Source organism: Piscinibacter gummiphilus (genome assembly GCF_002116905.1).
Classification (GTDB): Bacteria; Pseudomonadota; Gammaproteobacteria; order Burkholderiales; family Burkholderiaceae_C; genus Rhizobacter; species Rhizobacter gummiphilus.
The window spans coordinates 4,872,874-4,897,358 of the sequence record NZ_CP015118.1 but is presented as its reverse complement, the minus strand read 5'-3'; the positions used below and the strand labels follow the sequence as shown (position 1 = coordinate 4,897,358).

The 24,485-nt window shown below is 69.6% G+C and carries 23 protein-coding genes; 6 read left to right on the top strand and 17 right to left on the bottom strand.

Annotation, left to right across the window (positions count from 1 at the left end):
* Window positions 1–54: 54 nt before the first annotated feature.
* From A4W93_RS22380 to A4W93_RS30650, 13 genes are all read right to left on the bottom strand, one after another.
* Window positions 55–1,326 (bottom strand): sensor histidine kinase, encoded by a 1,272-nt coding sequence (locus A4W93_RS22380; RefSeq protein WP_085752711.1) that lies wholly within the window; start codon window positions 1,324–1,326, stop codon window positions 55–57.
* A gap of 2 nt (window positions 1,327–1,328) precedes the next feature.
* Window positions 1,329–2,618 (bottom strand): sensor histidine kinase, encoded by a 1,290-nt coding sequence (locus A4W93_RS22375; RefSeq protein ID WP_085752710.1) that lies wholly within the window; start codon window positions 2,616–2,618, stop codon window positions 1,329–1,331.
* A gap of 8 nt (window positions 2,619–2,626) precedes the next feature.
* Complete coding sequence (locus A4W93_RS22370) at window positions 2,627–3,457, bottom strand: alpha/beta fold hydrolase (RefSeq protein WP_157782215.1); 831 nt, start codon at window positions 3,455–3,457, stop codon at window positions 2,627–2,629.
* Window positions 3,458–3,605: 148 nt separating this feature from the next.
* A complete protein-coding gene (locus tag A4W93_RS22365; RefSeq protein WP_085752708.1) occupies window positions 3,606–4,361 on the bottom strand; it encodes an SDR family NAD(P)-dependent oxidoreductase in 756 nt (251 codons plus the stop codon).
* 66 nt (window positions 4,362–4,427) lie between these two features.
* Entirely contained in the window at window positions 4,428–5,420 is a 993-nt protein-coding gene (locus A4W93_RS22360; RefSeq protein WP_218919163.1) for an alpha/beta fold hydrolase, read from the bottom strand.
* A 183-nt stretch (window positions 5,421–5,603) separates the two neighbouring features.
* Window positions 5,604–6,335, bottom strand: coding sequence for a response regulator transcription factor (locus A4W93_RS22355; RefSeq protein ID WP_085752706.1), 732 nt, complete (start codon window positions 6,333–6,335; stop codon window positions 5,604–5,606).
* 97 nt (window positions 6,336–6,432) lie between these two features.
* Entirely contained in the window at window positions 6,433–7,113 is a 681-nt protein-coding gene (locus A4W93_RS22350) for a response regulator transcription factor (protein ID WP_085752705.1), read from the bottom strand.
* A gap of 85 nt (window positions 7,114–7,198) precedes the next feature.
* The gene (locus tag A4W93_RS22345; RefSeq protein WP_218919162.1) at window positions 7,199–7,618 is read right to left on the bottom strand and encodes a response regulator transcription factor; all 420 of its coding nucleotides are present in this window, start codon (window positions 7,616–7,618) and stop codon (window positions 7,199–7,201) included.
* 246 nt (window positions 7,619–7,864) lie between these two features.
* A complete protein-coding gene (gene prpF, locus A4W93_RS22340; RefSeq protein WP_085752703.1) occupies window positions 7,865–9,055 on the bottom strand; it encodes a 2-methylaconitate cis-trans isomerase PrpF in 1,191 nt (396 codons plus the stop codon).
* 17 nt (window positions 9,056–9,072) lie between these two features.
* Window positions 9,073–11,667, bottom strand: a complete 2,595-nt coding sequence (acnD, locus tag A4W93_RS22335) for a Fe/S-dependent 2-methylisocitrate dehydratase AcnD (protein ID WP_085752702.1) — start codon at window positions 11,665–11,667, stop codon at window positions 9,073–9,075.
* On the bottom strand, window positions 11,667–12,827 hold the full coding sequence (gene prpC, locus A4W93_RS22330; protein WP_085752701.1) for a bifunctional 2-methylcitrate synthase/citrate synthase: 1,161 nt from the start codon (window positions 12,825–12,827) through the stop codon (window positions 11,667–11,669). Before prpC ends, acnD begins: the two co-directional genes overlap by 1 nt.
* Window positions 12,828–12,847: 20 nt before the next feature.
* Window positions 12,848–13,750 (bottom strand): methylisocitrate lyase, encoded by a 903-nt coding sequence (gene prpB / locus A4W93_RS22325; RefSeq protein ID WP_085752700.1) that lies wholly within the window; start codon window positions 13,748–13,750, stop codon window positions 12,848–12,850.
* Window positions 13,747–13,881: a hypothetical protein gene (locus tag A4W93_RS30650; protein ID WP_257790065.1), complete on the bottom strand. Its 135-nt coding sequence runs from the start codon at window positions 13,879–13,881 to the stop codon at window positions 13,747–13,749. Before A4W93_RS30650 ends, prpB begins: the two co-directional genes overlap by 4 nt.
* Window positions 13,882–13,907: 26 nt before the next feature.
* Here A4W93_RS30650 and prpR point away from each other — a divergent pair, with 26 nt between their 5' ends.
* Both prpR and A4W93_RS22315 read left to right on the top strand, forming a co-directional pair.
* Window positions 13,908–15,785 (top strand): propionate catabolism operon regulatory protein PrpR, encoded by a 1,878-nt coding sequence (gene prpR / locus A4W93_RS22320; RefSeq protein WP_085754286.1) that lies wholly within the window; start codon window positions 13,908–13,910, stop codon window positions 15,783–15,785.
* Window positions 15,782–16,588: a TetR family transcriptional regulator gene (locus A4W93_RS22315; protein ID WP_085752699.1), complete on the top strand. Its 807-nt coding sequence runs from the start codon at window positions 15,782–15,784 to the stop codon at window positions 16,586–16,588. The genes prpR and A4W93_RS22315 overlap by 4 nt, the downstream gene beginning before the upstream one ends.
* Here A4W93_RS22315 and A4W93_RS22310 read toward each other — a convergent pair.
* The 4 genes from A4W93_RS22310 to msrB form a co-directional block, all read right to left on the bottom strand.
* Window positions 16,573–17,040: a DUF4124 domain-containing protein gene (locus A4W93_RS22310; protein ID WP_085752698.1), complete on the bottom strand. Its 468-nt coding sequence runs from the start codon at window positions 17,038–17,040 to the stop codon at window positions 16,573–16,575. The two genes, A4W93_RS22315 and A4W93_RS22310, sit on opposite strands and share 16 nt — an antisense overlap.
* A gap of 106 nt (window positions 17,041–17,146) precedes the next feature.
* Window positions 17,147–17,875 carry a peptide-methionine (S)-S-oxide reductase MsrA gene (gene msrA, locus A4W93_RS22305; protein ID WP_085752697.1) on the bottom strand — a complete coding sequence of 243 codons (729 nt, stop codon included), beginning with the start codon at window positions 17,873–17,875 and terminating at the stop codon, window positions 17,147–17,149.
* A 28-nt stretch (window positions 17,876–17,903) separates the two neighbouring features.
* Window positions 17,904–19,706 carry a cytochrome c biogenesis protein DipZ gene (locus A4W93_RS22300; RefSeq protein ID WP_085752696.1) on the bottom strand — a complete coding sequence of 601 codons (1,803 nt, stop codon included), beginning with the start codon at window positions 19,704–19,706 and terminating at the stop codon, window positions 17,904–17,906.
* 25 nt (window positions 19,707–19,731) lie between these two features.
* The gene (msrB, locus tag A4W93_RS22295) at window positions 19,732–20,211 is read right to left on the bottom strand and encodes a peptide-methionine (R)-S-oxide reductase MsrB (protein ID WP_085752695.1); all 480 of its coding nucleotides are present in this window, start codon (window positions 20,209–20,211) and stop codon (window positions 19,732–19,734) included.
* A gap of 145 nt (window positions 20,212–20,356) precedes the next feature.
* Here msrB and A4W93_RS22290 point away from each other — a divergent pair, with 145 nt between their 5' ends.
* The 4 genes from A4W93_RS22290 to A4W93_RS22275 all read left to right on the top strand — a co-directional run bounded on the left by A4W93_RS22290 (window position 20,357) and on the right by A4W93_RS22275 (window position 24,474).
* On the top strand, window positions 20,357–21,073 hold the full coding sequence (locus tag A4W93_RS22290; RefSeq protein ID WP_085752694.1) for a response regulator transcription factor: 717 nt from the start codon (window positions 20,357–20,359) through the stop codon (window positions 21,071–21,073).
* A complete protein-coding gene (locus A4W93_RS22285) occupies window positions 21,070–22,533 on the top strand; it encodes a sensor histidine kinase (protein ID WP_085752693.1) in 1,464 nt (487 codons plus the stop codon). Before A4W93_RS22290 ends, A4W93_RS22285 begins: the two co-directional genes overlap by 4 nt.
* 104 nt (window positions 22,534–22,637) lie before the next feature.
* Window positions 22,638–24,011, top strand: a complete 1,374-nt coding sequence (locus A4W93_RS22280; protein WP_085752692.1) for an RAD55 family ATPase — start codon at window positions 22,638–22,640, stop codon at window positions 24,009–24,011.
* A gap of 22 nt (window positions 24,012–24,033) precedes the next feature.
* Window positions 24,034–24,474, top strand: a complete 441-nt coding sequence (locus tag A4W93_RS22275; protein WP_085752691.1) for a response regulator — start codon at window positions 24,034–24,036, stop codon at window positions 24,472–24,474.
* Window positions 24,475–24,485 lie beyond the last annotated feature (11 nt).

Sequence of the window (24,485 nt, the reverse complement as noted above, 5' to 3'; positions counted from 1 at the left end):
ATTCGCCTGTGCAAATGCTATGAAGACCCGCTGCCGCGCGGAACACCCGTTCGATCAGCGATCGAATGGTCTTTCGGACACGCCCACGAGTTCGAACACGAATGCCGCGCCCGATGCGTGGTTGAACGCACGGATCGACCCCCCGTGCGCTTCGACGATCGACCGGCAGATCGACAGCCCGAGGCCGAGGCCTTCCGATTTCGTGGAGAAGAAGGGTTCGAAGATGCGATCGAGATCCGCGTGAGGGATGCCGGGCCCGCTGTCGCGCACCTCGAACTCGACCTTGCCGGCGCTCCCGGCCCTGACGAGGACGTTCACCCGACGCGCCGGTCCGGCGTGCTCGGCCAGCGCATGGATCGCGTTCATGACGAGGTTGACCAGGACTTGCTGGACCTGCACCTTGACGCCCCTTACACCGGGTACGCCGGAGTCGACCTCGAACTTCAGCACGACGTGGCTGTCGCGGGCTTCGCGCTGGACGATGAGTTCGGCGTCGATGAGCACGTCCCCGATGTTCAAGGTGCCGTACTCGGGTGGCTCCTTGCGCACGAAACCCTTGATCTTGCGCACCACGTCTCCGGCATGGCGAGCGCTCCTGACGATCTTCTGCAGGCTCGCACGTGCCCGGGCGAGGTCCGGCACGTCTCGTTCCAGCCACCGAAGCGCCGAGTCCGCGTTGATCGAGATCGCGGCCAGCGGCTGGTTCACCTCGTGAGCGATCGACGCGGCCATCTCACCGAGGACCGCGGCCCGCGCCGCGTGCGTCAGCTCGGCCTGTGCCTTCAGCAGCGCTTCCTCCGTGTTCATCCGCTCCGTGATGTCGATGGCGATGAAGAGCATGGGGTCCGACGAATCCAGCGACACGTCCACCTGCCACATGATGGCGAGTCTCCGCCCGTCGAACGTCCGGATGTGGCGCTCCCCCCGCGCGACCCGATCGCCCCGGGCCATGGCCCGCACGATCTCGCTGTCGCTGCCCGGGTCCTTCGGAAGCAGCTCCCGCACCGCGTGGAAGAACTTCTCCTTGCTCTCGGCGCCGAACAGCGCGATGGTGGCCTTGTTGGCATCGAGGTAGACGAGGTGCTGCTGCGCACGGACGAAAAACTCGGGGTGGGTGGCGAAGTACGCCTCCCAGTCCTCGACGCCGGCAGCTCGAAGTTCCCGCACCATGGCCTTGATGCCGGTCCAGTCCTCCAGCATCATCGGAACGGGGGCATCGTCGAACAAGGCGCGATGAAGAACCTTGTGGTACTCGAGTTCGCGCCTCGCATCGGCTGCATCCAGCGCTTCTGCGATGGCCGGACTGGGAGAGGGATGCTCGGTCATCGTCAAGGCGCGGCGCCGCTTCCGGATTCGTGAACCGGAAGTTCGAACTGGAACCGCGCACCGCCTGCCGATCGATTCTCGGCACGCAACGCACCCCCGTGCGCCTCCACGATGGACCTGCAGATCGCGAGCCCGAGCCCCAGTCCTCCTGTTCGGGTCGAGAAGAAGGGCTCGAAGATCTTCGGAAGGTGGTGAGGTGCGACGCCGGGGCCGGTGTCCTCGCAAGAGAACCGCAGCCGGCCTTCCGGGTCGAGTTCGGCTCGCAATCTCACCTCGCGCTCGCTCGCCGGTTGAACCGCCACCGAATGGATGGCGTTCATGGTCAGGTTCACCAGCACCTGCTGGAGCTGCACGCGATCGCCGCGGGCCGGGGGCAGGTCCGGCGCGATCACCAGATCCAGGGTGACCTGGTGCTTGGCCGCGGCGCGTTCGACCAGGAGCAGCGTGTCGGAGAGCACCTCGCGGACGTCGAGGGCCGTGGTCTCGGGCGGGGTCTTCCGGACGAACTGATGCATCTTGCGGATGACGTTCGAGGCCTGCTCCGCGCTGCGTGCGATGCGCCCGATGCTGGCCCGGGCGCGCGTGAGATTGGGTTCGGGACGGTCGATCCACCGCAAGGCCGTGTCGGCGAACAACTGGATGGCTCCGAGGGGTTGGTTGACCTCATGGGTGATCGACGCGGCCAGCTCTCCCAGCACGGCGACCCGCGCGGCGTGTGCCAGCTCCGCCTGCGCCGTCATCAGCGCCTCCTCGGCCTCCTTCAGCGAGGTGACGTTCGTGGCGAGGAAAACCAAGCGATCCGCGCGGCCTGCGGGGATGTTGACCTGCCAGAGGATCGGCACCTTGCGGCCATCCATCGTGTGAAGAATGCGCTCGCCCTGCGCGAACCCGTGCCCCTTTGCGAACGCGCGGATGACGTGGATGTTGCTTTCCGGCGAGCCGGGGAGCAGCGTGGGGGCCCGGGCGAGGAAGTCCGCCTTGTCCTTCGCGCCGAACAGGGCCACGGTCGCCCGGTTGGCGTCGAGGAAGACGTGGGTCTTGCGCGCCTCGAAGAAGAAGTCCGGGTGGTCCTTCAGGTACCCCTCCAGGTCTTCGACGCCCGATGCGACGAGCTGGTCGACCAGGGCCTTCACACCCGACCAGTCCTCCTGGAGCATGGCGATGGGCGCGTCGTCGAAGTGCGTGCGGTAGAGCTGCTCCGCGCGTGCCTCGGCGGCGTGCACGCGGTGCAGCAGACGCCGAAGCCATGCCCACGCACCCCAGCATGCGAGCAACCCTGCCAACAGGGCCATGGCCGAGGCTACGGCCAAGGCAATTCGCCCAGCAAGGCCGAGAGCTCGGCGTTGAACGCGTCGGGGTCCTCCAGCATGGGGAAGTGCCCGACGTCCGCCATTGTTCGAACCGTCAACCGTTCGCGACGCGGCAGCTCCTCGATCAAGGGAATGAGCGCTCGAGAGTTGATCGCCTGGACCGACACACCCGCCCGCGGCCACCGTTCATCGATGTCCCACGCCAGCAGCGCGCGCATGGACGGGATCGCCACCGACGGCGGCACCGATGCCATCGTGGCGGTCAGTTCGTCGACGACACCGGCGCCATTCCGGTCGACGAGGGTGATCATCCGCACCAGTCCGGCGATCGACCCTGGCAGGTCGGCCTCGAGCGGCTCCAGGCGCGTGGCGATCTCCTCTTCGGGGCGGCGTGCGTACATGCGTGCATCCGTCAGGGTGTCGACACCGACGATGCCCAGAACGCCATCCGGGTTGTGGCGCGCGGCCTCGACCGCCACCGGGCCCCCCATCGAGTGACCCACCAGGAAGACGTTGACCAGGCCGAGCGCCTCGCGCACGAGGTGTACGTCGGAGGCCATGGCCACGAGGGTCGTCTCCGCGGGGGCGATGGCGGAAGTCCTGCCATGGCCGGCGAGGTCCAGGCTGACACATCGGAAGCGGTCGGCGAATGCGGCCATCTGGTGCCGCCAGCTCGACTGGTCGCAGCACCAGCCGTGCAGGAACAGAAGCGCTGTTTCGCCTGCTCCGACCTCGGTCCAGGCAATGCGCCTGCCGTCGTGCGCCAACGCCTCGCCTTGTCGGTGAGCCGAGGGATGGACTGCTTCTTCAACTTCGCTCACGAACGGCTCTCCGGGGGACCTGGCAGGGTGGTCCGGGAAAGTCGCCGCGCGATCCTGCTCACGAAACACCACTGTGCGGGTGACTATACGGGAGGCCGTTCGTTCGTGCTGGCGCATGGACGGAAAGGGACCCACGATGCGGCAGGTCTCAGACCTGGGCCAGGCCTCCGTCCACGAAGAGTTCGGCGCCATTGATGAAACTCGACTGGTCCGACGCAAGGAACACGACGGCCTGGCCCACCTCGGAGGGTTCTCCGAGGCGCCCGCTGGGAACCAGCGATGCGAGGTATCCCAGCAAACCTTCCTGCGCCTCCTTGCTGTCGCCTGCGAGGTCCGCGAGGCCCGCTGTGCGGATCGGGCCCGGGCTGACCACGTTCACGCGGATCTTCCGCTCTTTGAGATCGAGCACCCAGCTGCGTGCGAAGTTGCGCACGGCCGCCTTGGAGGCGCTGTACATGCTGAAGGATGCCGTTCCCTTGCTGCCCGCTGTGGAGCCGGTGAGGATGATCGAACCGCCATCCTTGAGCAGCGGGAGGGCCTTCTGGACCGTGAACACGACCCCCTTGACGTTGCGGTCGAAGGTGTCCGCGTAGTGCTGCTCCGTGATCTCGCCGAGTGGGAGCATCGTGCCGCCACCCGCATTCGCGAAGACGGCGTCGAGATGGCCGGAGGTGCGCTTGATCTGATCGAACAGTGCGTCCAGATCGGCGAGCTTGGTGACGTCGCCGCGAACGCCGATGCAGCCGTCTCCGATCGCCTGGGTGGCCGCATCCAGTTCGGCCTGCCGGCGTCCGGTGATGAAGACCTTCGCGCCCTCGGCCGCGAGGGCCTGGGCCGCGCCGAAGCCGATGCCGCTGGTACCGCCCGTCACGAGGACGACTTTTCCGTTGAGACGATTTGCCATGGTTTTCACTTTCGTTGGCTTGCCGGCCCGATGTGCCGGCATGAGGAATCGAGGCGAGGGTGCTTGCTACTGGAGGAACTTCTTCAGGCTCCGGATGAGCACGGCGGGCTGTTCTTCCGGAATGAAGTGGCCGGAGTTCTCGACCTTCACCATCTCGAGGTCGGCGGCCTGCGCGGTCAGTCGAAGCTTGAGGTAGTCGTGACCCGGGCCCCCAATGCCGAGCACCGGCATGCGCAGAACCCCGTGGCTGCGCGCGTCGACGATGTCCTGCGGGAACGCCTGGTACCACGCGTTGCCCGCCCGGATGGCGTCGGCCGTCCAGTACGCGCGGGCGTAGACATCACGGGACCGCGCGTCGATGGACCGGTCGTCCACCGTGAGGTAGTGGAAGAACCAGTCCTGCTCCACGCGGATGCCGCCGCCGGCCATCAGCCGCTCGGGCACACCCTTGACCTGATGGAACGCGAACCACCACAGGTACTGGTGGCTCGCGTCGCCTACCTTGTCGCCGAACTGGCCGACCTCGGGCAGGAGCGCGAGCTTCGCGAACCCGTCGTCGGGATGGACGACGTCGATCATCACGAGCCGGCGGGTGACCTCGGGGTGGTTCTGGGCCACGGCGAAGGCCACTTGGGCGCCGATGTCGTGACCCACCACGTGTGCCTCCTTCGCGCCGAGGTGGCGAATCAGATCGGCGATGTCCTTCGCCATGGTCTTCTTGTCGTAGCCGGCCTCGGGCTTGTCGGACGTCCCCATGCCACGCAGGTCGACCGACACCACACGGTAGCTCTGGGCGAGGGCGGGCATGACCTTGTGGTACTCCCACCAGTTCTGGGGCCAGCCTGGCAGCAAGACCAGCAACGGCCCGCGACCGCCAATCACGTAGTGCAGCTGGATGCCGTTGACCGCGGCCACGCCGTTCTCGAATCCCGGAAGTTCGGACACGAGCGCCTCGTCGGAGGATCCGGCGGGAGGTTCCGGCAGGGCGGCGCGGGACCCGGCCGCGATGAGCAGGGACGCCAGGAAGAGCGTCAGGGAAAGCAGGCGACGAGGGATCACTGAAAGCTCCATGTGCAGGGGCTGGGCCGTGGTGCCGCGGACGGGGCATCCGCGATCGAGGCCGACAGACGTTCTTGATGCATCGATGAGACCACTCGCGCACGCGGCGAACAATCCGGCGAGTGGACACACATCGCTCGTCCATTCGGACACGGCGCACGGCACGCCGCGCCGCGCCGCGGCTCAGCCGGCCGCGAGCGCGAGTTCGTCCGCGCGGGAGCGCGAACCGGTGGCACGGCTGCCGTTCGCCCGGGCGCTGTCGAAGCCGGAGGCGGTGTCGACGAGGCCGCGCGAGATCGCCACGCTGACCACCTGGGTGCGGGTCCTCGCGTCCAGCTTGGCCATCAGGGACTTGACGTGCGCCTTGACCGTGCCGAGCGCCATCGCGAGCTCGCTGGCGATGACCTTGTTGCAGCTCCCCTGCGACAGCCGGGCCAGCACCTCTACTTCGCGCGGCGTCAATTGCTCGTGTGTCATGCTGTTCGCCAGGCGCTGTGCCGAACGGGGGCAGACATACCGAAGCCCATGGGCCACCGATCTGACGCCGTCCTGGAACTCTTCCAGGCCCAGGCTGAGGGTCGCGTACCCGTGCACGCCTGCTTCCAATGCCCTGCGGATGTCACGTTCGCCACAGGCCTGGTTGATCGCGAAGATTCGAACGGCCCTGACGCGTGCGCGTGCATCGGGCCGCGAGCGTTCGGCCGCGAGGCGCAGGCCCGCCTGCCAATCGATCACCACCACGTCGATCGAATCCAGTCCGTCCGAATGCCCCTCGAGGAGTTCGTCGAGGCGACCCGACCGGACCTCGAACGAGCTGCAGCTCGTCAGGGCTGCGGCGATGCCGGATGAGATCAGCGGGTTCATCTCGGAGATCAGCACCCGGACAAGCCGTGGACGATTGGGGGGAAGGGACATGGAGGATCTCCGAGTGGGTCAGGCGATCGACCTGTTCCGAAGATGCGCAGGCGTTCGCGATGAACGCAACTCTACGTTTTGCCCTGCGCCGTATCTACTAGACTGAAGTAGAGCTTTTGGCCGGGAACCCGCTCCCTTCGCTGCCCGTGAGGCTGCCGGCCTTGCGCACGAGGTCGGCGAGCGATGTGGCTTCCATCTTGTGCATGACGTTGCCGCGGTGGAGTTTCACGGTCACTTCGGTGATGCCCATCTTCGCCGCGATCTGCTTGTTGGCGAGCCCTTCGACCACGAAGCCCATGACCTCGGTTTCGCGCCGCGTCAGCGACGCCGCCAGCCGCGCGATGCCGGCGATGCGGGCCTCCTGCGCCCTCCAGGTCCGGTCTTTCGCGAGGGCCGATGCGATCGCGTCGAGCATGTCCTGGTCACGGAACGGTTTCGTGAGGAATTCGAGCGCACCGCGCTTCATGGCGCGCGCGCAGGTTTCCACGTCGCCGTGGCCGGTGATGAAGATGATCGGAAGATGCCGGCCCCGCCCGGCGAGCTGCGCCTGCAGGTCCAGCCCACTGTCTCCCGGCAGGCGAACATCCAGGATCAAACAGCTCGGACGTTCGGGCAGCGGGGCCGAGAGCAGGTCTTCCGTGGAGGCGTAGACGCGGCACTCGAGGTCCACGCTGGCCAGAAGATCCGACAGCGCGTCCCGCATGTTCTCGTCGTCGTCGACGACATGAACCAGCGGAGGTGCGTCCGCGGACGCAGTGGGATCGGTCTGGAAATCCATGAGCTTCACGCCTTGAGGCAGAAGAGAGTGTATGCGTGGGGTGTGCGTGACGTCGACAAGGCGCGTGCGGGTGCCGATGCCCGTTTCAGCAGCCACCCATCAGGCAATCCTGGATGCCCGAGAGCAGCAGTGCACTGTCGACGGGCTTCGAGAAGAAGGTCCTGGCCCCCAATTGCATCGCTCGCTCTCGCACGGGAGGGTCATCGACGGACGTGAGGAACAGCACGGGCGTTCCGTCATGCGCTTCCACGAGGCGCCGATGCAGTTCGAGTCCGCTCATGCCGGGAAGGTTGACGTCCAGGATCAAGCATCTGACGTCCGTGCGCCGGGGATCCACGAGGTACTGTTCCGCAGATTCGAACGAGATGCAGTGGAGCCCCACGGACTCCAGGAGGTCGATGACCGCCTCGCGTATTGCCTCGTCGTCATCGACCAATGCGGTGAGAGGGGGTCTGGTCAAAGCAAGTCTTGCCTCGCGCGGGGAACTCAATTCGACGTACCGCACGGGGGAGAACTCGAGGTTCCGGCCCGTGACCTGTATGTCGCACGTGTGCGCTCGACAAATCCGTCGCCGAAAAACCCAGGAGGGTTTTGGCGATTCATTCAATGCCTTGATGAGCGTGGCTGTCCGAGAGGCAGCGAACGCGTTCGCCTCGCGCGCCAGGTCGCGAACGGACGACCTGCGGGCCAGTGTACCGACACGCCTTCCGGGTGGGTACTAGACCTTCGTCTAGATTCTTGCCTGGCTTCGTCAGAAGCTGTCGCCCGGCACCCGCACCCACCCCTCCATCAACACCCGCGCACTGCGGCTCATGATGGCCTTGGCCACGCTCCATTCGCCCTCGACCTTCACCGCTTCGGCACCGACCCGCAGGGTGCCGGACGGGTGGCCGAAGCGCACGGCCTGGCGTTCACCACCGCCCGCCGCGAGGTTCACGAGCGTGCCCGGAATGGCCGCCGCCGTGCCGATGGCCACCGCCGCGGTGCCCATCATCGCGTGGTGCAGCTTGCCCATCGACAGCGCGCGCACGAGCAGGTCGACGTCGCCCGCGGCCACCGGCTTGCCGCTCGACGCGGTGTAGCCGACCGGCTTCGCGACGAATGCGATCTTCGGGGTGTGCTGGCGCTTCGCAGCTTCGTCGATGGACTTGATCAGGCCCATGCGCACGGCGCCGTGGGCGCGCAGCGATTCGAACATCGCCAGCGCCTTGGGGTCGCCGTTGATGGCGTCCTGCAGCTCGGTGCCCTTGTAGCCGATGGCCTCGGCGTTCACGAAGATCGTGGGGATGCCGGCGTTGATCATCGTGGCCTTGAGGGTGCCGAGGCCCGGCACCTCCAGGTCGTCGACGAGGTTGCCGGTGGGGAACATCGAGCCGCCGGCGCCTTCTTCCTCGGCGGCGGGGTCCATGAATTCCAGCTGGACCTCGGCGGCGGGGAAGGTGACACCGTCGAGTTCGAAGTCGCCGGTTTCCTGCACCTCGCCGTTCGTCATCGGCACGTGCGCGACGATGGTCTTGCCGATGTTGGCCTGCCAGATGCGCACGACGGCGACACCGTCCCGCGGCACGCGGGCCGGGTCGACGAGGCCGTTGCTGATCGCGAACGGGCCCACGGCCGCCGACAGGTTGCCGCAGTTGCCGCTCCAGTCGACGAAGGCCGAGTCGATCGACACCTGGCCGAAGAGGTAGTCGACGTCGTGGCCGTCGCGGGCGCTGCGGTCCACGATCACCGTCTTGCTGGTGCTGGACGTGGCCCCGCCCATGCCGTCGATCTGCTTGGCATAGGGGTCGGGGCTGCCGATCACGCGCAGCAGCAGGGCGTCGCGCGCGGCGCCCGGTTCGCGGGCGCGGGCCGGGAGGTCCTCGCGGCGGAAGAACACGCCCTTGCTGGTGCCGCCACGGATGTACGTGGCGGGGATCTTGACTTGCGGAACGTGGGCCATGGGGATTCCTGTGAGCCTCAGGCGGCCTGCGCCGATTCGAGGAAGTCCTGCGCGAAGCGCTGCAGCACGCCGCCAGCCTCGTAGATCGACACCTCTTCGGCGGTGTCGAGGCGGCACGTGACCGGCACCTCCACACGTTCGCCGTTGCGGCGGTGGATCACGAGCGTCAGCGTCGCGCGCGGCGTGCGTTCGCCCACCACGTCGAAGGTCTCGGTGCCGTCGATGCCGAGCGTCTTGCGGTTCACGCCGGGCTTGAACTCGAGCGGCAGCGCGCCCATGCCGACGAGGTTCGTGCGGTGGATGCGTTCGAAGCCCTCGGCCACGATGGCCTCGACACCGGCCAGGCGAACGCCCTTGGCGGCCCAGTCGCGCGAGGAACCCTGGCCGTAGTCGGCGCCGGCGATGATGATCAGCGGCTGCTTGCGGGCCATGTAGGTCTCGATGGCTTCCCACATGCGCGTCACCTTCCCCTCGGGTTCGATGCGCGCGAGCGAGCCGGCCTTGACCTTGCCGTCCACCACCGCCATCTCGTTCTGCAGCGTGGGGTTCGCGAACGTGGCGCGCTGCGCCGTCAGGTGGTCACCGCGGTGGGTGGCGTAGGAGTTGAAGTCCTCCTCCGGCAGGCCCATCTTCGCGAGGTACTCGCCAGCCGCGCTGTCGAGCAGGATCGCGTTCGACGGCGAGAGGTGGTCGGTGGTGATGTTGTCACCCAGCACCGCCAGCGGCCGCATGCCGCGCAGCGTGCGAACGCCTGCCAGCGCGCCTTCCCAGTAGGGCGGGCGGCGGATGTAGGTGCTCTGCGGGCGCCAGTCGTACAGCGGTTTGACCTTCTCGCCGTCGTCCGCGCCGCGCGCGAACATCGGGATGTAGACCTTGCGGAACTGCTCGGGCTTCACGCTGGCGGCGACGACGGCGTCGATCTCCGCGTCGGTGGGCCAGATGTCCTTGAGCATCACGGGCTTGCCCTGCGCATCGGTGCCCAGCACGTCCTTCTCGATGTCGAAGCGGATCGTGCCGGCGATGGCGTAGGCCACCACGAGCGGCGGCGAGGCGAGGAAGGCCTGCTTCGCGTACGGGTGGATGCGGCCGTCGAAGTTGCGGTTGCCCGAGAGGACGGCGGTGGCGTACAGGTCGCGGTCGATGATCTCCTGCTGCAGCACCGGGTCGAGGGCGCCCGACATGCCGTTGCACGACGTGCAGGCGTACGCCACCACGCCGAAGCCCAGCTGTTCCAGCTCGGGCAGCAGGTCGGCCTCTTCCATGTACAGCGTCACGGCCTTCGAGCCGGGGGCGAGCGAACTCTTGACCCACGGCTTGCGGGTCAGGCCCGCGCGGTTGGCGTTGCGGGCCAGCAGGCCGGCCGCCACCATGTTGCGCGGGTTGTTGGTGTTCGTGCAGCTGGTGATGGCGGCGATGATCACGGCGCCGTCGGGCATCTGCCCCGGCGTTTCGGTCCACGGGGCGGCGATGCCGCGGGCGGCCAGGTCGGAGACGGGCAGCCGCTTGTGCGGGTTGCTCGGACCGGCCATGTTGCGCACGACGGAGGACAGGTCGAACTCCAGCACACGTTCGTACTCGGCGTTCACGAGGCTGTCGGCCCAGAGGCCCGTGTGTTTCGCGTACGCCTCGACGAGCGCGACCTGCTGGTCCTCGCGGCCGGTGAGCCGCAGGTACTTGATGGTCTGTTCGTCGATGTAGAACATCGCGGCCGTGGCGCCGAATTCGGGCGCCATGTTGGCGATGGTGGCGCGGTCGCCCAGCGTGAGGGCCGAGGCGCCTTCGCCGAAGAACTCGAGGTACGCCGACACCACCTTCTGCTGGCGCAGGAACTCGGTGAGCGCGAGCACGGTGTCGGTGGCGGTGATGCCCGGCTGCGGCTTGCCGGTGAGCTTGACGCCCACGATGTCGGGCAGGCGCATCCACGACGCGCGGCCCAGCATCACCGTCTCGGCTTCCAGCCCGCCCACGCCGATGGCGATCACGCCGAGCGCGTCGACCATGGGCGTGTGGCTGTCGGTGCCCACCAGCGTGTCGGGGTACGCCACGCCGTCGGTCACCTGCACCACCGGCGACATGTGCTCCAGGTTGATCTGGTGCAGGATGCCGTTGCCCGGGGGGATCACGTCGACGTTCTTGAACGCCTTCTTGGTCCAGTTGATGAAGTCGAAGCGGTCCTCGTTGCGGCGGTCCTCGATCGCGCGGTTCTTCGCGAACGCATCGGGGTCGAAACCACCGCACTCGACGGCCAGCGAGTGGTCCACCACCAGCTGCGTGGGCACCACCGGGTTGACCAGCGAGGCGTCGCCGCCCTGGGCCGTGATGGCGTCGCGCAGGCCGGCCAGGTCGACGAGGGCGGTCTGGCCGAGGATGTCGTGGCAGACGACCCGGGCCGGGAACCACGGGAAGTCGAGGTCGCGCCGGCGCTCGATCAGCTGGCGCAGCGAGTCGTCCAGCGTGGCCGGATCGCACCGGCGCACGAGGTTCTCGGCCAGCACGCGCGAGGTGTAGGGCAGGCGGTCGAAGGCGCCGGGCTGGAGCGCGTCGACGGCGGCACGCGCGTCGAAGTGGTCCAGCGCGGTGCCGGGCAGGGGTTTGCGGTGGGCGGTGTTCATCACGGACGCTTGTTCAGTGGCACGAAGGTCTGGTCCTCCGGACCCGTGTAGTTTGCGCTCGGACGGATGATCTTGCCGTCGATGCGCTGCTCGATGACGTGGGCGCTCCAGCCGCTCATGCGCGAGATGACGAACAGCGGCGTGAACATCGCGGTGGGCACGCCCATCAGGTGGTAGCTGACGGCGCTGAACCAGTCGAGGTTCGGGAACATCTTCTTGGCGTCGGCCATCACGGACTCGAGGCGCTCGGCGATGTCGAACAGCTTCGTGTTGCCGGCGGCCTTCGACAGGTCGCGGGCGACGGTCTTGATGACCACGTTGCGCGGGTCGCTGACCGTGTAGACCGGGTGGCCGAAGCCGATCACCACTTCCTTGCGCTCGACGCGGGCGCGGATGTCGGCCTCGGCCTCGTCCGGGTTGTCGTAGCGGGCCTGGATCTCGAGGGCCACCTCGTTGGCACCACCGTGTTTCGGGCCGCGCAGCGCGCCGATGCCGCCGGTGATGGCCGAGTAGAAGTCGCTGCCCGTGCCCGCCACCACGCGGCAGGCGAACGTGGACGCGTTGAACTCGTGTTCGGCGTACAGGTTCAGCGAGATGTTCATCGCACGCACCCAGGCGTCGATGGGCTTCTTGCCGTGCAGCAGGTGCAGGAAGTGGCCGGCGATGCCGTCGTCGTCGGTCTCGACGTCGATGCGGCGGCCGTTGACGCTGAAGTGGTACCAGTACAGCAGGGCCGAGCCGAGGCTGGCCATCAGGCGGTCGGCGATGTCGCGCGCGCCGGGGTGGTTGTGGTCGTCCTTCTCGGGCAGCACGCAGCCGAGGGTGGAGACGGCCGTGCGCATCACGTCCATCGGGTGGGTGGACGCGGGCAGCTGCTCCAGCACGTTGCGCAGGGCGGCCGGCAGGCCGCGCAGGCCGCGCAGCTTGGCCTTGTAGGCGAACAGTTCGGGGGCGTTCGGCAGCTTGCCGTGCACGAGCAGGTGGGCCACTTCCTCGAACTCGCAGGCGGTGGCCAGGTCGAGGATGTCGTAGCCGCGGTAGTGCAGGTCGTTGCCGGTGCGGCCCACCGTGCAGAGGGCGGTGTTGCCGGCCGTGGTGCCCGACAGGGCGACGGACTTCTTCGGCTTGAAGCCGGGGAGGGTGGTGTCGGTGGTGGACATGCGTGTGTCTCCTGTCGGGGTCAGTTGGACTTGCGGCTGGCGAACAGCTGGTCGAGGTGGGCCTCGAACTCGTGGTAACCGATGCGATCGTAGAGCTCTTCGCGGGTCTGCATCAGGTCGACGACGTTCTTCTGGTGGCCGTCGCGGCGGATCGCCGTGTAGACGGCCTCGGCCGCCTTGTTCATCGCGCGGAACGCGCTGAGCGGGTACAGCACCATGCCGCAGCCGGCCGAGCGCAGCTCGTCGACCGTGAACAGCGGGGTCTTGCCGAACTCGGTGATGTTGGCCAGCACCGGCACCTTCACGGCGTCGACGAAGCGGCGGTAGGTGGGCAGGTCGTACGCGGCCTCGGCGAAGATGCCGTCGGCGCCGGCCTCGACGCAGCGCACGGCGCGTTCGATGGCGGCGTCCACGCCGTCCACCTGGATGGCGTCGGTGCGGGCGATCAGGAAGAAGTTCGCGTCGGTGCGCGCGTCGGCGGCGGCCTTCACGCGGTCGACCATCTCGTCGGCGGTGACGATCTCCTTGCCCGGGCGGTGGCCGCAGCGCTTGGCGCCCACCTGGTCCTCGATGTGGCAGGCGGCGGCGCCGAACTTGATCAGGCTCTTGACGGTGCGGGCGATGTTGAACGCGCTCGGGCCGAAGCCGGTGTCGATGTCGACCATCAGCGGCACGTCGCACACGTCGGTGATGCGGCGCACGTCGGTCAGCACGTCGTCGAGGGTGTTGATGCCCAGGTCGGGCAGGCCCAGCGAGCCGGCGGCGACGCCACCCCCCGACAGGTAGATGGCGCGGTAGCCCGCACGCTTGGCCAGCAGGGCGTGGTTGGCGTTGATGGCACCGATCACCTGCAGCGGGGATTCGTCCTTCAGGGCCTGCCGGAAGCGGGCGCCGGCGCTGGTGGGCATCTGGGAAGTCGTCATGCGGGGTTCTCCTGTGATGGGTCTTCCAGCGCAAGGCGCGTGCCGGGTCGGGGCGGCGCACGCAAGACCTTGATTTCAAAGGAAAAGCGCTTGCGGAGCAAGGCTTTTGCGGCGGTTGATGTTTCATTCATGAAACGCTTGTGTTCCAATGTGGAACATGAGTGAAACGCGCATCGTCGCCGTCGGCTTCCACCGGCTCAAGGGCCTGCTGCAGGCGCTGGCGCCCATGTACAAGGCCGTGGCCGACGTCGAGGTGCTCGACAAGGGCTTCGACGAGGCCGTGGCCGAACTGCGCGCCCGACCCGCCGACGTGGTGGTGGCCGCCGGCTCCAACGGCGCCTTCCTGCGCCAGCAGCTCGACGTGCCGGTGGTGCTGGTCAAGGTGGGCGGCTTCGACGTGATGCGGGCCCTGGGCCGGGCTCGCGGCGTGGCCACGCGCATCGCCCTCGTGACCTATGGCGACGTGCCCGACGAGGTGCAGCAGTTCGACCGCCTGTTCGGCCTCGGCATCGTGCAGCGCGCGTACACCACGGAAGAGGACGCCCGCGACGTGGTGCGCGAGCTGAAGGCGCTGGGCACCGAGGCCGTGGTGGCGCCGGGGCTGGTCGCCGACCTCGCCGACGAGGCCGGCATGGTGGGTGTGTTCCTGTATTCGCAGGACGCGGTGCGCGAGGCCCTCGACGACGCCATCGAGATGGCCCGCATCGGCCGCATCGAACTCGCCAAGCGCGAGCGGCTCAACACCGTGCTGGGCCAGCTCACCGACGGCGTGGTGGCGGTGGACCTGAAGGAGTGCATCGACACGGTGAACCCGGCGATGGCGAAGTTCCTCGGTGCGCCCGCCGAAGCGCTGCTGGGGCGGCCGCTGAGCGAGGTGGCGCCCGAGCTGAGCCTGCGCCACACGCTGCGCGACGCGCGCGACGAACCCGAGCAGATCCACCGCCACGGCAACCGCACCCTGGTCGCGAGCCGCATGCCCATCCTGGAACAGGGCCGGCTCACGGGCGCGGTGCTGACGTGCCAGGACGCCGTCTCCATCCACCGCGTGGACCGCCACCTGCGCGCGCGCCAGGCGCCGCGCGAGGCGCAGGCGCGCTATGAACTGGGCCACCTGATCGGCACCAGTGCGGCGGTGGTGTCGGCGAAGGCCCGGGCCGAACACTGCGCGCGCAGCCAGGCCACGGTGCTGATCACCGGCGAGAGCGGCACCGGCAAGGAGCTGCTCGCGCAGGGCATCCACAACGCGGGCAGCCGGCGGCGCCAGCCCTTCGTGGCGATCAACTGCGCGGCCTTCCCCGAATCGCTGCTCGAAGGCGAACTGTTCGGCCACGAGGAAGGGGCCTTCACCGGCGCGCGCCGTGGCGGCCGCGCGGGGCTGTTCGAGGCCGCGCACACCGGCACCATCTTCCTCGACGAGGTGGGCGAGATGCCCGTGTCGCTGCAGACGCGGCTGCTGCGCGTGCTGCAGGAGCGCGAGATCGTGCGCATCGGCGCCACGGAACCCATCCCGATCGACGTGCGCGTGATCGCGGCCACGCACCGCGACCTGAAGGCGCAGGTGGCCGGCGGCGGCTTCCGCAACGACCTGTACTACCGGCTGAACATCCTCGGCCTGTCGCTGCCGCCGCTGCGCGAGCGGCTGCAGGACCTGCCGCTGCTGTTCGCCCACCTGCTCGACAAGGTCTCGTCGCGCGTGGGCCTGTCGCCCGCGCCGCTGGAGGCCGTGTGGCCCGACCTGCTGGCGCTCGGCGGGGCGTACGGCTGGCCGGGCAACGTGCGCGAGCTGGAGAACATCGTCGAGCGGCTCGTGGTGCACGGGTCGGAGCTGTCGGGTGGGCGCGAGGCGCTGCGGGCGCTGGTGCCGGAATGGTTCGAGTCCGCTCCAGCGCCCTCGCTGTCGGACCAGCGCCGTGCCGCCGACCTGCGCCACGTGCACGAGGTGCTGGCCGCGTGCGGCGGCGACCGAACGCTCGCGTGCGAGCGCCTGGGCATCAGCCGCACGACGCTGTGGCGCCGCCTGCAGGAGGATTCATGATCGACCGCGACGCCGTGTTCGTGCTGGGCGCGCAGGACCCCGAGATGCGCGAGATCGAGCGGGTGGCCACCGCGGCGGGCCACGCCGTCTTCCATGCCGCGTCGAACGGGCTGCGGTGCACGCCTCAGACGGCGTACGAGGCCGACGGGGTCGCGCGTGCCGGGGCCGACGGCATCGTGCGCGCCGCGGTGCTGCGACCCACCGCGCCCACCGTGTGGGTCGAGTGCCGCATCGCCGGCCGCGAGCCGCTCGTGCGCGTCGACCACCATCACCCCGGCGACCCGGGCTTCACCGCGCCGCCGGCCGACTACCTGCGCGGCTCGTCGCTCGGCCAGGTGCTGGCCCTGCTCGCCCGCGAGCCCACGCCCACGCAGCGGCTGCTCGCGGCGAGCGACCACTGCCTCACCGCGGCCTACCAGGGCGAATGCCCCGGCGTCGATCCCGACGAGCTGCTGTTCCTGCGCGCGTCGTGGAAGGCGTTCATCGCGAAGCGGTCGCTGACCGAGGTGATGACCGGCATCCTCGACGCCGCACGGCACGTGAAGCAGCGCTTCGACCACGCCTCCGGCGAGGCGCGTTTCCTCGACCCGACACGCGTGCCCATGGACCTCGCCGAGGGCGCGGCCTATGCCGGCGTGCCGGTGCGCTACCGCGCGTGGCTGCCCGACGGGCAGGTCAAGGAGATGTTCAAGGGCGGCACGCCCGAGGCCGTCGAAGCCTTCATGGCCGCGCACGAAGCCGCGGGGCGGCAGGTGTACGGCAACCCGCACCGCGGGTACGGCGGGGCCTACTGGCCGGGGTGAACCCCGCAGTCGGTGGGCATCGCCACGGACTCGCACCGCTGGTACGCCTGCGCCAGCACCCGGCCGCCGTCCACGCGGAACGCCGCGAAGCAGGCACTGCTTTCGTCGAACCGGCGCCACGCGGCCGCGCACCGCGTGGCCTTGTCCTCGAGCGGCGCCAGCGACTGTGAAGGGCCGATCACGGCCGGGGCGGTCTGCATGGGTGGGGCCGGCCGCGTGTTCGCCGTCACGGCGGGCCGGGGCGATTCCATGGGCTCCGCGGTGTTCACGCGCACCGGCGGCGGCGGGTCGATGGGGATGACCTTCGCCGAGGTGCGGCGCCCCTCGGGCGCGCGGTCGCCGTAGAACACCCGGCCGTTGGCGTCGGTCCACCGGTACACCTCGGCGGACCGGGCGCCGGCGGCGGCCAGCAGGCAACACACGAAAACGGGCCACGCGCGTCGAGGTTTCACGACAGTCTCCTGGCAGCCGGTGCGATGCCGGCCTCGGCGTCCATTGGACGACGTGCGGCCGGCCCTTGCAACGGCGGCGCCGAACGGCCCTGCGGCCGTCCGGACTTCAGGTCCGCTTCACCAGCACCGGCTCCTGGCGCCAGCGCTGCGGGAACATCTTCTTCAGGTTGTCCAGCTTGGGCAGGTCGTGGACGACGATGTACGGCGCGCGCGGGTTTTCGGTCAGGTAGTCCTGGTGGTAGACCTCGGCCGGGTAGAACGCCGGGCCCGGTTCCACGCGCGTGACGATCGGGGCGCCGAATGCCCGGGCCGCGTCCAGCTGGGCGATGTAGGCCTGGGCCACCTTCACCTGCGCCGGGTCCTGCGTGAAGATCGCGGAGCGGTACTGGGTGCCGCGGTCCGGGCCCTGGCGGTTGAGCTGCGTGGGGTCGTGGGCCACCGAGAAGAAGATCTGCAGCAGCGCGCCGTAGCTGACCTGGGTGGGATCGAAGGTGACCTCCACCGCTTCGGCGTGGGACGTGCGGCCGCTGCTCACCGCGTCGTACGACGCGGTGGCCGCCGAGCCGCCGCTGTACCCGGAGACCGCGCGCTGCACGCCCTTCACGTGCTGGAAGACACCCTGCACGCCCCAGAAGCAGCCGCCGGCGAACACCGCTTTCTGCAGGCGGGGGCCGTCGGCCGGCACGTCCTGCAGCGGTGCGGGGAGTTGCACGGCCGCCTCGGCGGCGTGGAGGGCCGGGCCCTGCCACGCGAGGCCTGCGGCGAGCACGGCGGCGCCTGCGGCGAGGAACAGCATGCCGCGGCGGCGAACGGCGGGGGATGACGAAGTGGTCATGATGGAGGGTCTCCGGAGGGGATGGGGGTCAGCCGAACGTGAAGGCATAGGCCGACACGCCGGGGTCGAGGAACTCGATGCTGAAGGTGCGCTCGCGCACGTCGCCGGGCTGGCGCACCAGCTGGTAGAGGCGCTGCGAGGTCACGGTGCCGCTGCCGTCGGGGGCCACGTCGACGCCGCGTGCGTCGCCGGGGTCCTGGCCGTCGACACGCACCTTGAAGCGCACGGGCTTGCCGTCGGGGCCCGGGCCCAGCACGAGGTGCAGGTCGCGGGCCTGGAAGCGGTAGACGATGCGGCCGGACGTCGCCGCGAGTGTCGCGCTCTCGGGGCCGACCTTCCAGTGGCCGGCCAGGCCCCAGTCGTTGAGCGCGAGGCGCGCGGGCGTGGCGTAGGCGGCCGCTTCGTCATGGCGCGCGTTCGGGGTGGACACGAAGTTCTCCGCACGCTCGTAGCCGAGGTAGGTCTCGGGGGAGCGCACGGCGGCCATGTCCGCGGCCTGCTGCACGCCTTTCGCGTCCACCTCCGTGAGCCCGGCGGAGACCTGCGCCGCACCGGCTTCGCGCAGCAGCTGCTGGATCACGCGCTCCGTCCCGGCCTCGTCGCCTTCGCCGAAGTGGTGGTGGCGCACGCGGCCCTGGGCGTCGATCAGGTAGTGGGCCGGCCAGTACTGGTTGCGGAAGGCGCGCCAGATGGCGTACTGGTTGTCGATGGCGACGGGGTACGTGATGCCCAGGTCCGACACGGCCTTCTTCACGTTGGCGAGGTCGCGCTCGAAGGCGAACTCGGGGGCGTGCACGCCGACCACCACGAGGCCCTGGTCGCGGTACTTCCCGGCCCACGCCTTGACGTACGGCAGCGTGCGCAGGCAGTTGATGCACGAGTAGGTCCAGAAGTCCACCAGCACCACCTTGCCGCGCAGGCCGGCCGTGGTCAGCGGGGGCGAGTTGAGCCACTGCGTGGCACCGTCGAGCGGCGGCACCTCGCCCTCGTCGGGCAGGGCGCCGGCCTCGGGGCCGCGCATCGCGGCGCCGGCGGCCATCATGGCGGGGCCGCCCTGCATCATCATCGCGGGCTCGCCGCGCATCGCCATCGCGCCGCCGTCCGGGCGGGGCGCGCCGAGGCGGTCCACCAGCGCCTGTTCGAGGGCGCCCGTGGAGGCCGTGGACAGCTGCGCCAGCACGCCGGTGTCGAGCCCGGTCGCGATGGCGGCCACGCCGGCGAGCATCGCCGCGCCGAGGCCACGTCGCACCCATTCGCCCACGCCGAGCGATCGCTTGAGCGCGGCGAACACCTTGCCGCCGAGCAGCAGGGCTGCCGCCATCGACGTGGCCGCGCCCGCGGCGTAGGCGAACAGCAGCAGCGTGGTGCCGATGCTCGCGCCCTGCAGCGCGGCGCCGGTCAGGATCAGCCCGAGGATGGGGCCGGCGCACGGCGCCCACAGCAGGCCGGTGGCGACCCCCAGCAGCAGCGAGGCGCCGGGGCGGGGCGTGTCGCCGCCGCCCGAGGTCTCCGACAGCCGGCCGCCCAGGGCCACGAGCGGCCGGGTGAGGCGCTCGGCCAGGCCGGGCCACAGCAGCGTCAGCGAGAACACGGCCACCAGTGCCAGGGCCACCCACCGGCCGTACTGGTTGGCGGCGACGACCCAGCCGCCGCCGACGGCGGCGAGCGATGCGACGGCGGCGAAGGTCAGCGCCATGCCGGCGAGCAGCGGCAGCCCGCTGCGCGTGAAGGGCTGGCGGGCGCGCGAGAACACGAACGGCAGCACCGGGAGGATGCAGGGGCTGAGGATGGTCAGCACCCCGCCGAGGTAGGCGAGGACGATGAGCAGCATGGGGAGGTTCCCGTGGCGAAGGGAGTCAGGAGGCCTTGGGCGCGAAGTTCAGCGACACGCCGTTCATGCAGTAGCGCAGGCCGGTGGGCTTGGGGCCGTCGTCGAACACGTGGCCCAGGTGGCCGCCGCAGCGGCGGCAGTGCACCTCGGTGCGCACCATGCCGTAGGCGCGGTCCTGGTGGGTGGCCACGGCGCCGTCCAGCGGCTTCCAGAAGCTGGGCCAGCCGGTGCCGCTCTCGAACTTGGTGGTGGACGAGAACAGCGGCAGGGCGCAGCCCGCGCAGGTGAACGTGCCGGCGCGGTGCTCGCGTTCGAGCGGGCTCGAGCCGGGCCGCTCGGTGCCTTGCTGGCGGAGCACGGCGTACTGCTGCGGCGTCAGCCGTTCGCGCCATTGCGCGTCGGTGAACGTGACTTCGAAGACCTCGGCCGGTTGGGCGGCCGCGGCGTGGCGGGCGAACAGGCCGGCGGCGGTGCTGGCCAGCAGGAGGTGGCGTCGGGTTGGCATGGAATCCTCGGGGTGCGGTGGTGCGATGAACGAAGCTTAGGCAGCGGCGTTCCCGAAGTCCTCACGCAAAGTTCAAGGAATCGTGACAACTCGGCCGGCCGGGATTGCGCACAATGGAAACTCCCTGTCCCCCTGGTTCCCCTCGATGACCTCCCCGCGCCGCGTCCTGCTGGTCGAAGACGACGCCCACATCGCCGACCTGCTGTCCCTGCACCTGCGTGACGAGGGCCTGGAGGTCGTCCACTGCGCGCGGGGCGACGACGGCCTGCGCGAACTCGAGCGCGGCGGATGGGACGCGCTGGTGCTGGACCTGATGCTGCCCGGCGTCGACGGCCTGGAGATCTGCCGACGCGCCCGCGCGATGACCCGCTACACGCCCATCATCATCATCAGCGCCCGGTCGAGCGAGGTGCACCGCATCCTGGGCCTGGAGCTCGGGGCGGACGACTACCTCGCGAAGCCGTTCTCGGTGCTGGAACTGGTGGCGCGCGTGAAGGCGCTGCTGCGGCGGGTCGATGCCCTGGCCCGGAACGCGCAACTGGACACCGGCAGCCTCTCGGTCGCGGGCCTGTCCGTCGACCCGATCGCCCGCGAGGTGAAGCTGGACGGTCGCCGTGTCGACCTCACCCCGCGCGAATTCGACCTGCTGTACTTCTTCGCCCGCCAGCCGGGCAAGGTGTTCTCGCGCATGGACCTGCTCAACGCGGTGTGGGGCTACCAGCACGAGGGGTACGAGCACACCGTCAACACGCACATCAACCGCCTGCGCGCGAAGATCGAGCCGGACCCGGCCCAGCCCGCACGCATCCTCACGGTCTGGGGCCGCGGCTACAAGTTCGCGGAGCCGGAGGGGGCCGCATGATGGCGAGGCTGACGCTGACGCAGCGGCTCTCGCTGGTGTTCGCCGGGCTGCTGCTGCTGTGCAGCGGCACGTCGGCGTGGCTGCAGCTGCGGGCGAACCGCATGCACGAGCTGGAGGTGGTGCAGGGCCTGTCGCGCGACGTCGCCGAGAGCATCGCCCGCGACGTGCAGCTCACCGACGCCCACGGGCTGATGCCGGGCGCCGTGCGCACCCTGTTCAACCAGCTGATGATGGTCAACCCGAGCGTGGAGGTGTACCTGCTGGAGCCCGACGGCCGCATCGCGGGCCACGCCGCGCCGGAAGGCCGGCTGCGGCGCGACCGGGTCGACCTCGCACCCGTGCGGCGGATGATCGACGGCGCGGCACTGCCCATCCTGGGTGACGACCCGCGCAGCGCGGACGGCCGCAAGGTGTTCAGCGTGGCGCCGCTGCGCGTCGACGGACGCGAGGTCGGCTACATCTACGTGGTGCTGCTGGGCGAGGACCACGACCAGTACGCGGCGCGCGGCTCCGCCAACGCGGTGCTGAAGACGGCGCTGTGGTCCATCGGGATGGTGGCGGTGCTGTGCCTCGCCGCGGGCCTGGTCGCGTTCACGCTGATCACGCGGCCGCTGCGCCGGCTGACCGACGCGGTGCGCCACTTCGACGTGGGCGGCGCGCCGCGGACCGTGCCGCCCCTGGCGGAGGGTCATGGCGGCGACGAGATCGCGGTGCTCGACGGCGCGTACCGCCAGATGGTGGCGCGCATCGACGAGCAGTGGCAGGCGCTCTCGCGCCAGGACCAGGAGCGCCGCGAGCTGATCGCCAACGTGTCGCACGACCTGCGCACGCCGCTGTCCTCGCTGCACGGCTACCTCGAGACCCTGCTGCTGAAGGACGACACCCTCGCGCCGCCGGAGCGCCGCCGCTACCTCGGCATCGCGCTGGAACAGAGCCGCAAGGTGGGGGCGCTCGCGCAGAGCCTCTTCGAACTGGCGCGGCTGGAGTACGGCTTCGTCACGCCCGAGCGCGAGGCGTTCTCGATGACCGACCTCGTGCAGGACGTCTTCCAGAAGTTCGAACTCGCGGCCGAGGCCCGGCAGGTCGCGCTGAAGGCGACGTTCCCGCCGCAGCTGCCGGCCGTGGATGGCGACCTGGGGCTGATCGAGCGGGTGCTGGGCAACCTGCTCGACAACGCGTTGCGGTACACGCCGGAGGGCGGGTCCATCGAAGTCGCGCTCGCGCGACGGGACGTGGCGGTGGACGTGACGGTGGCCGACACCGGGCCGGGCATTCCGCCGGAGCTGCGCGAGGGCCTGTTCCAGAAGCCGTTCACGGTGGGCGGCGCACGCCGTGATGGCGGGCTGGGCCTGCGCATCGTGCACCGCATCCTCGAACTGCATGGCGCCCGCATCGAATTGCTGGACGGGGACGGGGCCGGGGCGCGCTTCCGCTTCTCGCTCCCGGCGGCTGGCGCGTGATGATCCAGCGGCGATACTCCGGTGGGAAGGCGCAAGATCGGCGTCTTCGAGACGAGAGGTGAACCGGAAGTGATCGCGATGACGTGGGAGACGAGGTGACTGCGATGAAAAGGCGGGCGACGGCCGTACCAGGCCTGGACGAGATATTGCACGGCGGTCTGTTCGAGGGCGGCGTCTACATCCTCGAAGGCCCGCCCGGTGTCGGCAAGACCACGCTGGCGAACCAGATCGCCTACCAGGCGAACACGCACGACGGCACGAAGACCCTCTACGTGACGCTGCTGGCCGAATCGCACGCGCGAATGATCCAGCACATGCGCGACCAGACGTACTTCCGGCCCCAGGCCGTGGACTCGGCGGTGATCTACGTCAGCGCCTACCGCGAACTCGAGCAGCAGGGCCTCAAGGCCGTGATCGACCTGGTGCGCGGCGAGGTGGCGCGGCACCAGGCGACCCTGTTCGTGGTGGACGGTCTCGTGCTCGAGAACCACGAACTGGGGCCCGACGAGCGCGTGCGCCAGTTCGTGCACGGCCTGCAGAGCCTCGCCTCCGCGATGGGCTGCACGGGCCTGCTGCTGACCAGCGGCGGCAACCGCTCGCTGAACGCCGAGCAGACCATGGTCGACGGCATCTTCACGTTCGAGGACTACATGTTCCAGTGGCGTGCCGAACGGCGCGTCCAGATCCGCAAGTTCCGCGGCAGCGCCGTCGAACGCGGCAAGCACACGTTCTGCATCACCGACGACGGCCTGCGGTTCTTCCCGCGCCTGGAGGGCCTGCCGTGGACCCGTCCCGAACCGGAGCCGGGCGACACCGGCGTGCCCACCGGGGTGCGTCCGCTCGACGAGGCCAGCCGGCTCGGCGGGTTCCCGCAGGGCAGCAGCACGGTGGTCGTGGGCGACAGCGGCGCCGGCAAGACCCTGCTGGCGCTGGCCTTCGCCGCGCAGGCCACGCTGGAGGACCGCTGCCTGCTGCTGACCAGCGCCGCTTCGCCCGGTGGCCTGGCCCGCTTCGGGGCCGAGTTCGGTCTGCCGATCGAGGAGGGCATCCACAGCGGGGCGCTGGAGGTCCACTGGGAGCCGCAGGAGGACGAGAGCATGGACGAGATCGGGCACCGGCTGCTGCGCCTGGTCGACGAGTTCGGCTCGCGGCGCCTGGTGATCGACGGCCTCGCCGCGCTCGCCGACACGGTGGCATTTCCCGAGCGGGGATACCGGTTTATCGGGCGGCTGCTGCGGGAATTCCGGGCGCGGGGCATAACGTCGGTGTTCACGCTCGACCCGGCGGCACTCGCCTCGGCGGCGGGCGGGGTCTCCGGCGAGGGCCTCGTCGCCTGGTTCGACAACGTGCTCGAACTGTCCGATGCGGGCGACGCGGTGGATGCCCGTGAACTGGTCGTGAGGAAGATGCGCGGCGTGCGCCTCGATCGCAACCGGTTCCGGCTGGGCCTCGAGGCCTTCGCCACGCCACGAACGTAACCCTCCGGGAAGATCGTTGACGATGAAACTGGTCCTGATGGTCGAAGACGAGTACGGCAATGCCGAAGTGCTGCAGATGCTGCTCGAAGCCGAGGGCTACCGCGTCGCCGCAGCCGCCAACGGCAAGGCCGCGCTCGACCTGCTGTCGGGAGAGAAGCCCGCGGCCATCGTCACCGACTTCATGATGCCGCACATGACCGGGGCCGAGCTGGGCGTGGCGGTGCGGGCCGATCCGGCGCTCGCCGACATTCCCATCGTGATCATGAGCGCGAGCGCCGAGTCGCTCGTGCAGGACGTCTTCAAGGACTACGACGCGTTCGTGCAGAAACCCTTCGTGGCGGCGGGCCTGCTGCGGCTGCTGGCCCACCTCGTCGAGAAGGGCCGTGTGGCCGGCAAGCGGGATCCGGAGATCGAACGGTCGATGCGGCAGTTGCTGCGGGGCGTGAAGCTGCCCCCCACCTGAGCCGGCGCGGG

What these genes read in the sequence shown, in the direction of transcription:
- acnD (WP_085752702.1), bottom strand. Translation starts at nt 11,667, where the DNA reads ATGAACACCGCCCACCGCAAACCCCTGCCCGGCACCGCGCTGGACCAC.
- prpC (WP_085752701.1), bottom strand. Translation starts at nt 12,827, where the DNA reads ATGTCCACCACCGACACCACCCTCCCCGGCTTCAAGCCGAAGAAGTCC.
- A4W93_RS22285 (WP_085752693.1), top strand. Translation starts at nt 21,070, where the DNA reads ATGATGGCGAGGCTGACGCTGACGCAGCGGCTCTCGCTGGTGTTCGCC.
- A4W93_RS22355 (WP_085752706.1), bottom strand. Translation starts at nt 6,335, where the DNA reads ATGTCCCTTCCCCCCAATCGTCCACGGCTTGTCCGGGTGCTGATCTCC.
- A4W93_RS22365 (WP_085752708.1), bottom strand. Translation starts at nt 4,361, where the DNA reads ATGGCAAATCGTCTCAACGGAAAAGTCGTCCTCGTGACGGGCGGTACC.
- prpB (WP_085752700.1), bottom strand. Translation starts at nt 13,750, where the DNA reads ATGACGACTTCCCAGATGCCCACCAGCGCCGGCGCCCGCTTCCGGCAG.
- msrA (WP_085752697.1), bottom strand. Translation starts at nt 17,875, where the DNA reads ATGACCACTTCGTCATCCCCCGCCGTTCGCCGCCGCGGCATGCTGTTC.
- msrB (WP_085752695.1), bottom strand. Translation starts at nt 20,211, where the DNA reads ATGCCAACCCGACGCCACCTCCTGCTGGCCAGCACCGCCGCCGGCCTG.
- A4W93_RS22350 (WP_085752705.1), bottom strand. Translation starts at nt 7,113, where the DNA reads ATGGATTTCCAGACCGATCCCACTGCGTCCGCGGACGCACCTCCGCTG.
- A4W93_RS22375 (WP_085752710.1), bottom strand. Translation starts at nt 2,618, where the DNA reads ATGGCCCTGTTGGCAGGGTTGCTCGCATGCTGGGGTGCGTGGGCATGG.
- A4W93_RS22290 (WP_085752694.1), top strand. Translation starts at nt 20,357, where the DNA reads ATGACCTCCCCGCGCCGCGTCCTGCTGGTCGAAGACGACGCCCACATC.
- prpR (WP_085754286.1), top strand. Translation starts at nt 13,908, where the DNA reads ATGAGTGAAACGCGCATCGTCGCCGTCGGCTTCCACCGGCTCAAGGGC.
- A4W93_RS22280 (WP_085752692.1), top strand. Translation starts at nt 22,638, where the DNA reads ATGAAAAGGCGGGCGACGGCCGTACCAGGCCTGGACGAGATATTGCAC.
- A4W93_RS22275 (WP_085752691.1), top strand. Translation starts at nt 24,034, where the DNA reads ATGAAACTGGTCCTGATGGTCGAAGACGAGTACGGCAATGCCGAAGTG.
- A4W93_RS22315 (WP_085752699.1), top strand. Translation starts at nt 15,782, where the DNA reads ATGATCGACCGCGACGCCGTGTTCGTGCTGGGCGCGCAGGACCCCGAG.
- prpF (WP_085752703.1), bottom strand. Translation starts at nt 9,055, where the DNA reads ATGGCCCACGTTCCGCAAGTCAAGATCCCCGCCACGTACATCCGTGGC.
- A4W93_RS22380 (WP_085752711.1), bottom strand. Translation starts at nt 1,326, where the DNA reads ATGACCGAGCATCCCTCTCCCAGTCCGGCCATCGCAGAAGCGCTGGAT.
- A4W93_RS30650 (WP_257790065.1), bottom strand. Translation starts at nt 13,881, where the DNA reads ATGAATGAAACATCAACCGCCGCAAAAGCCTTGCTCCGCAAGCGCTTT.
- A4W93_RS22300 (WP_085752696.1), bottom strand. Translation starts at nt 19,706, where the DNA reads ATGCTGCTCATCGTCCTCGCCTACCTCGGCGGGGTGCTGACCATCCTC.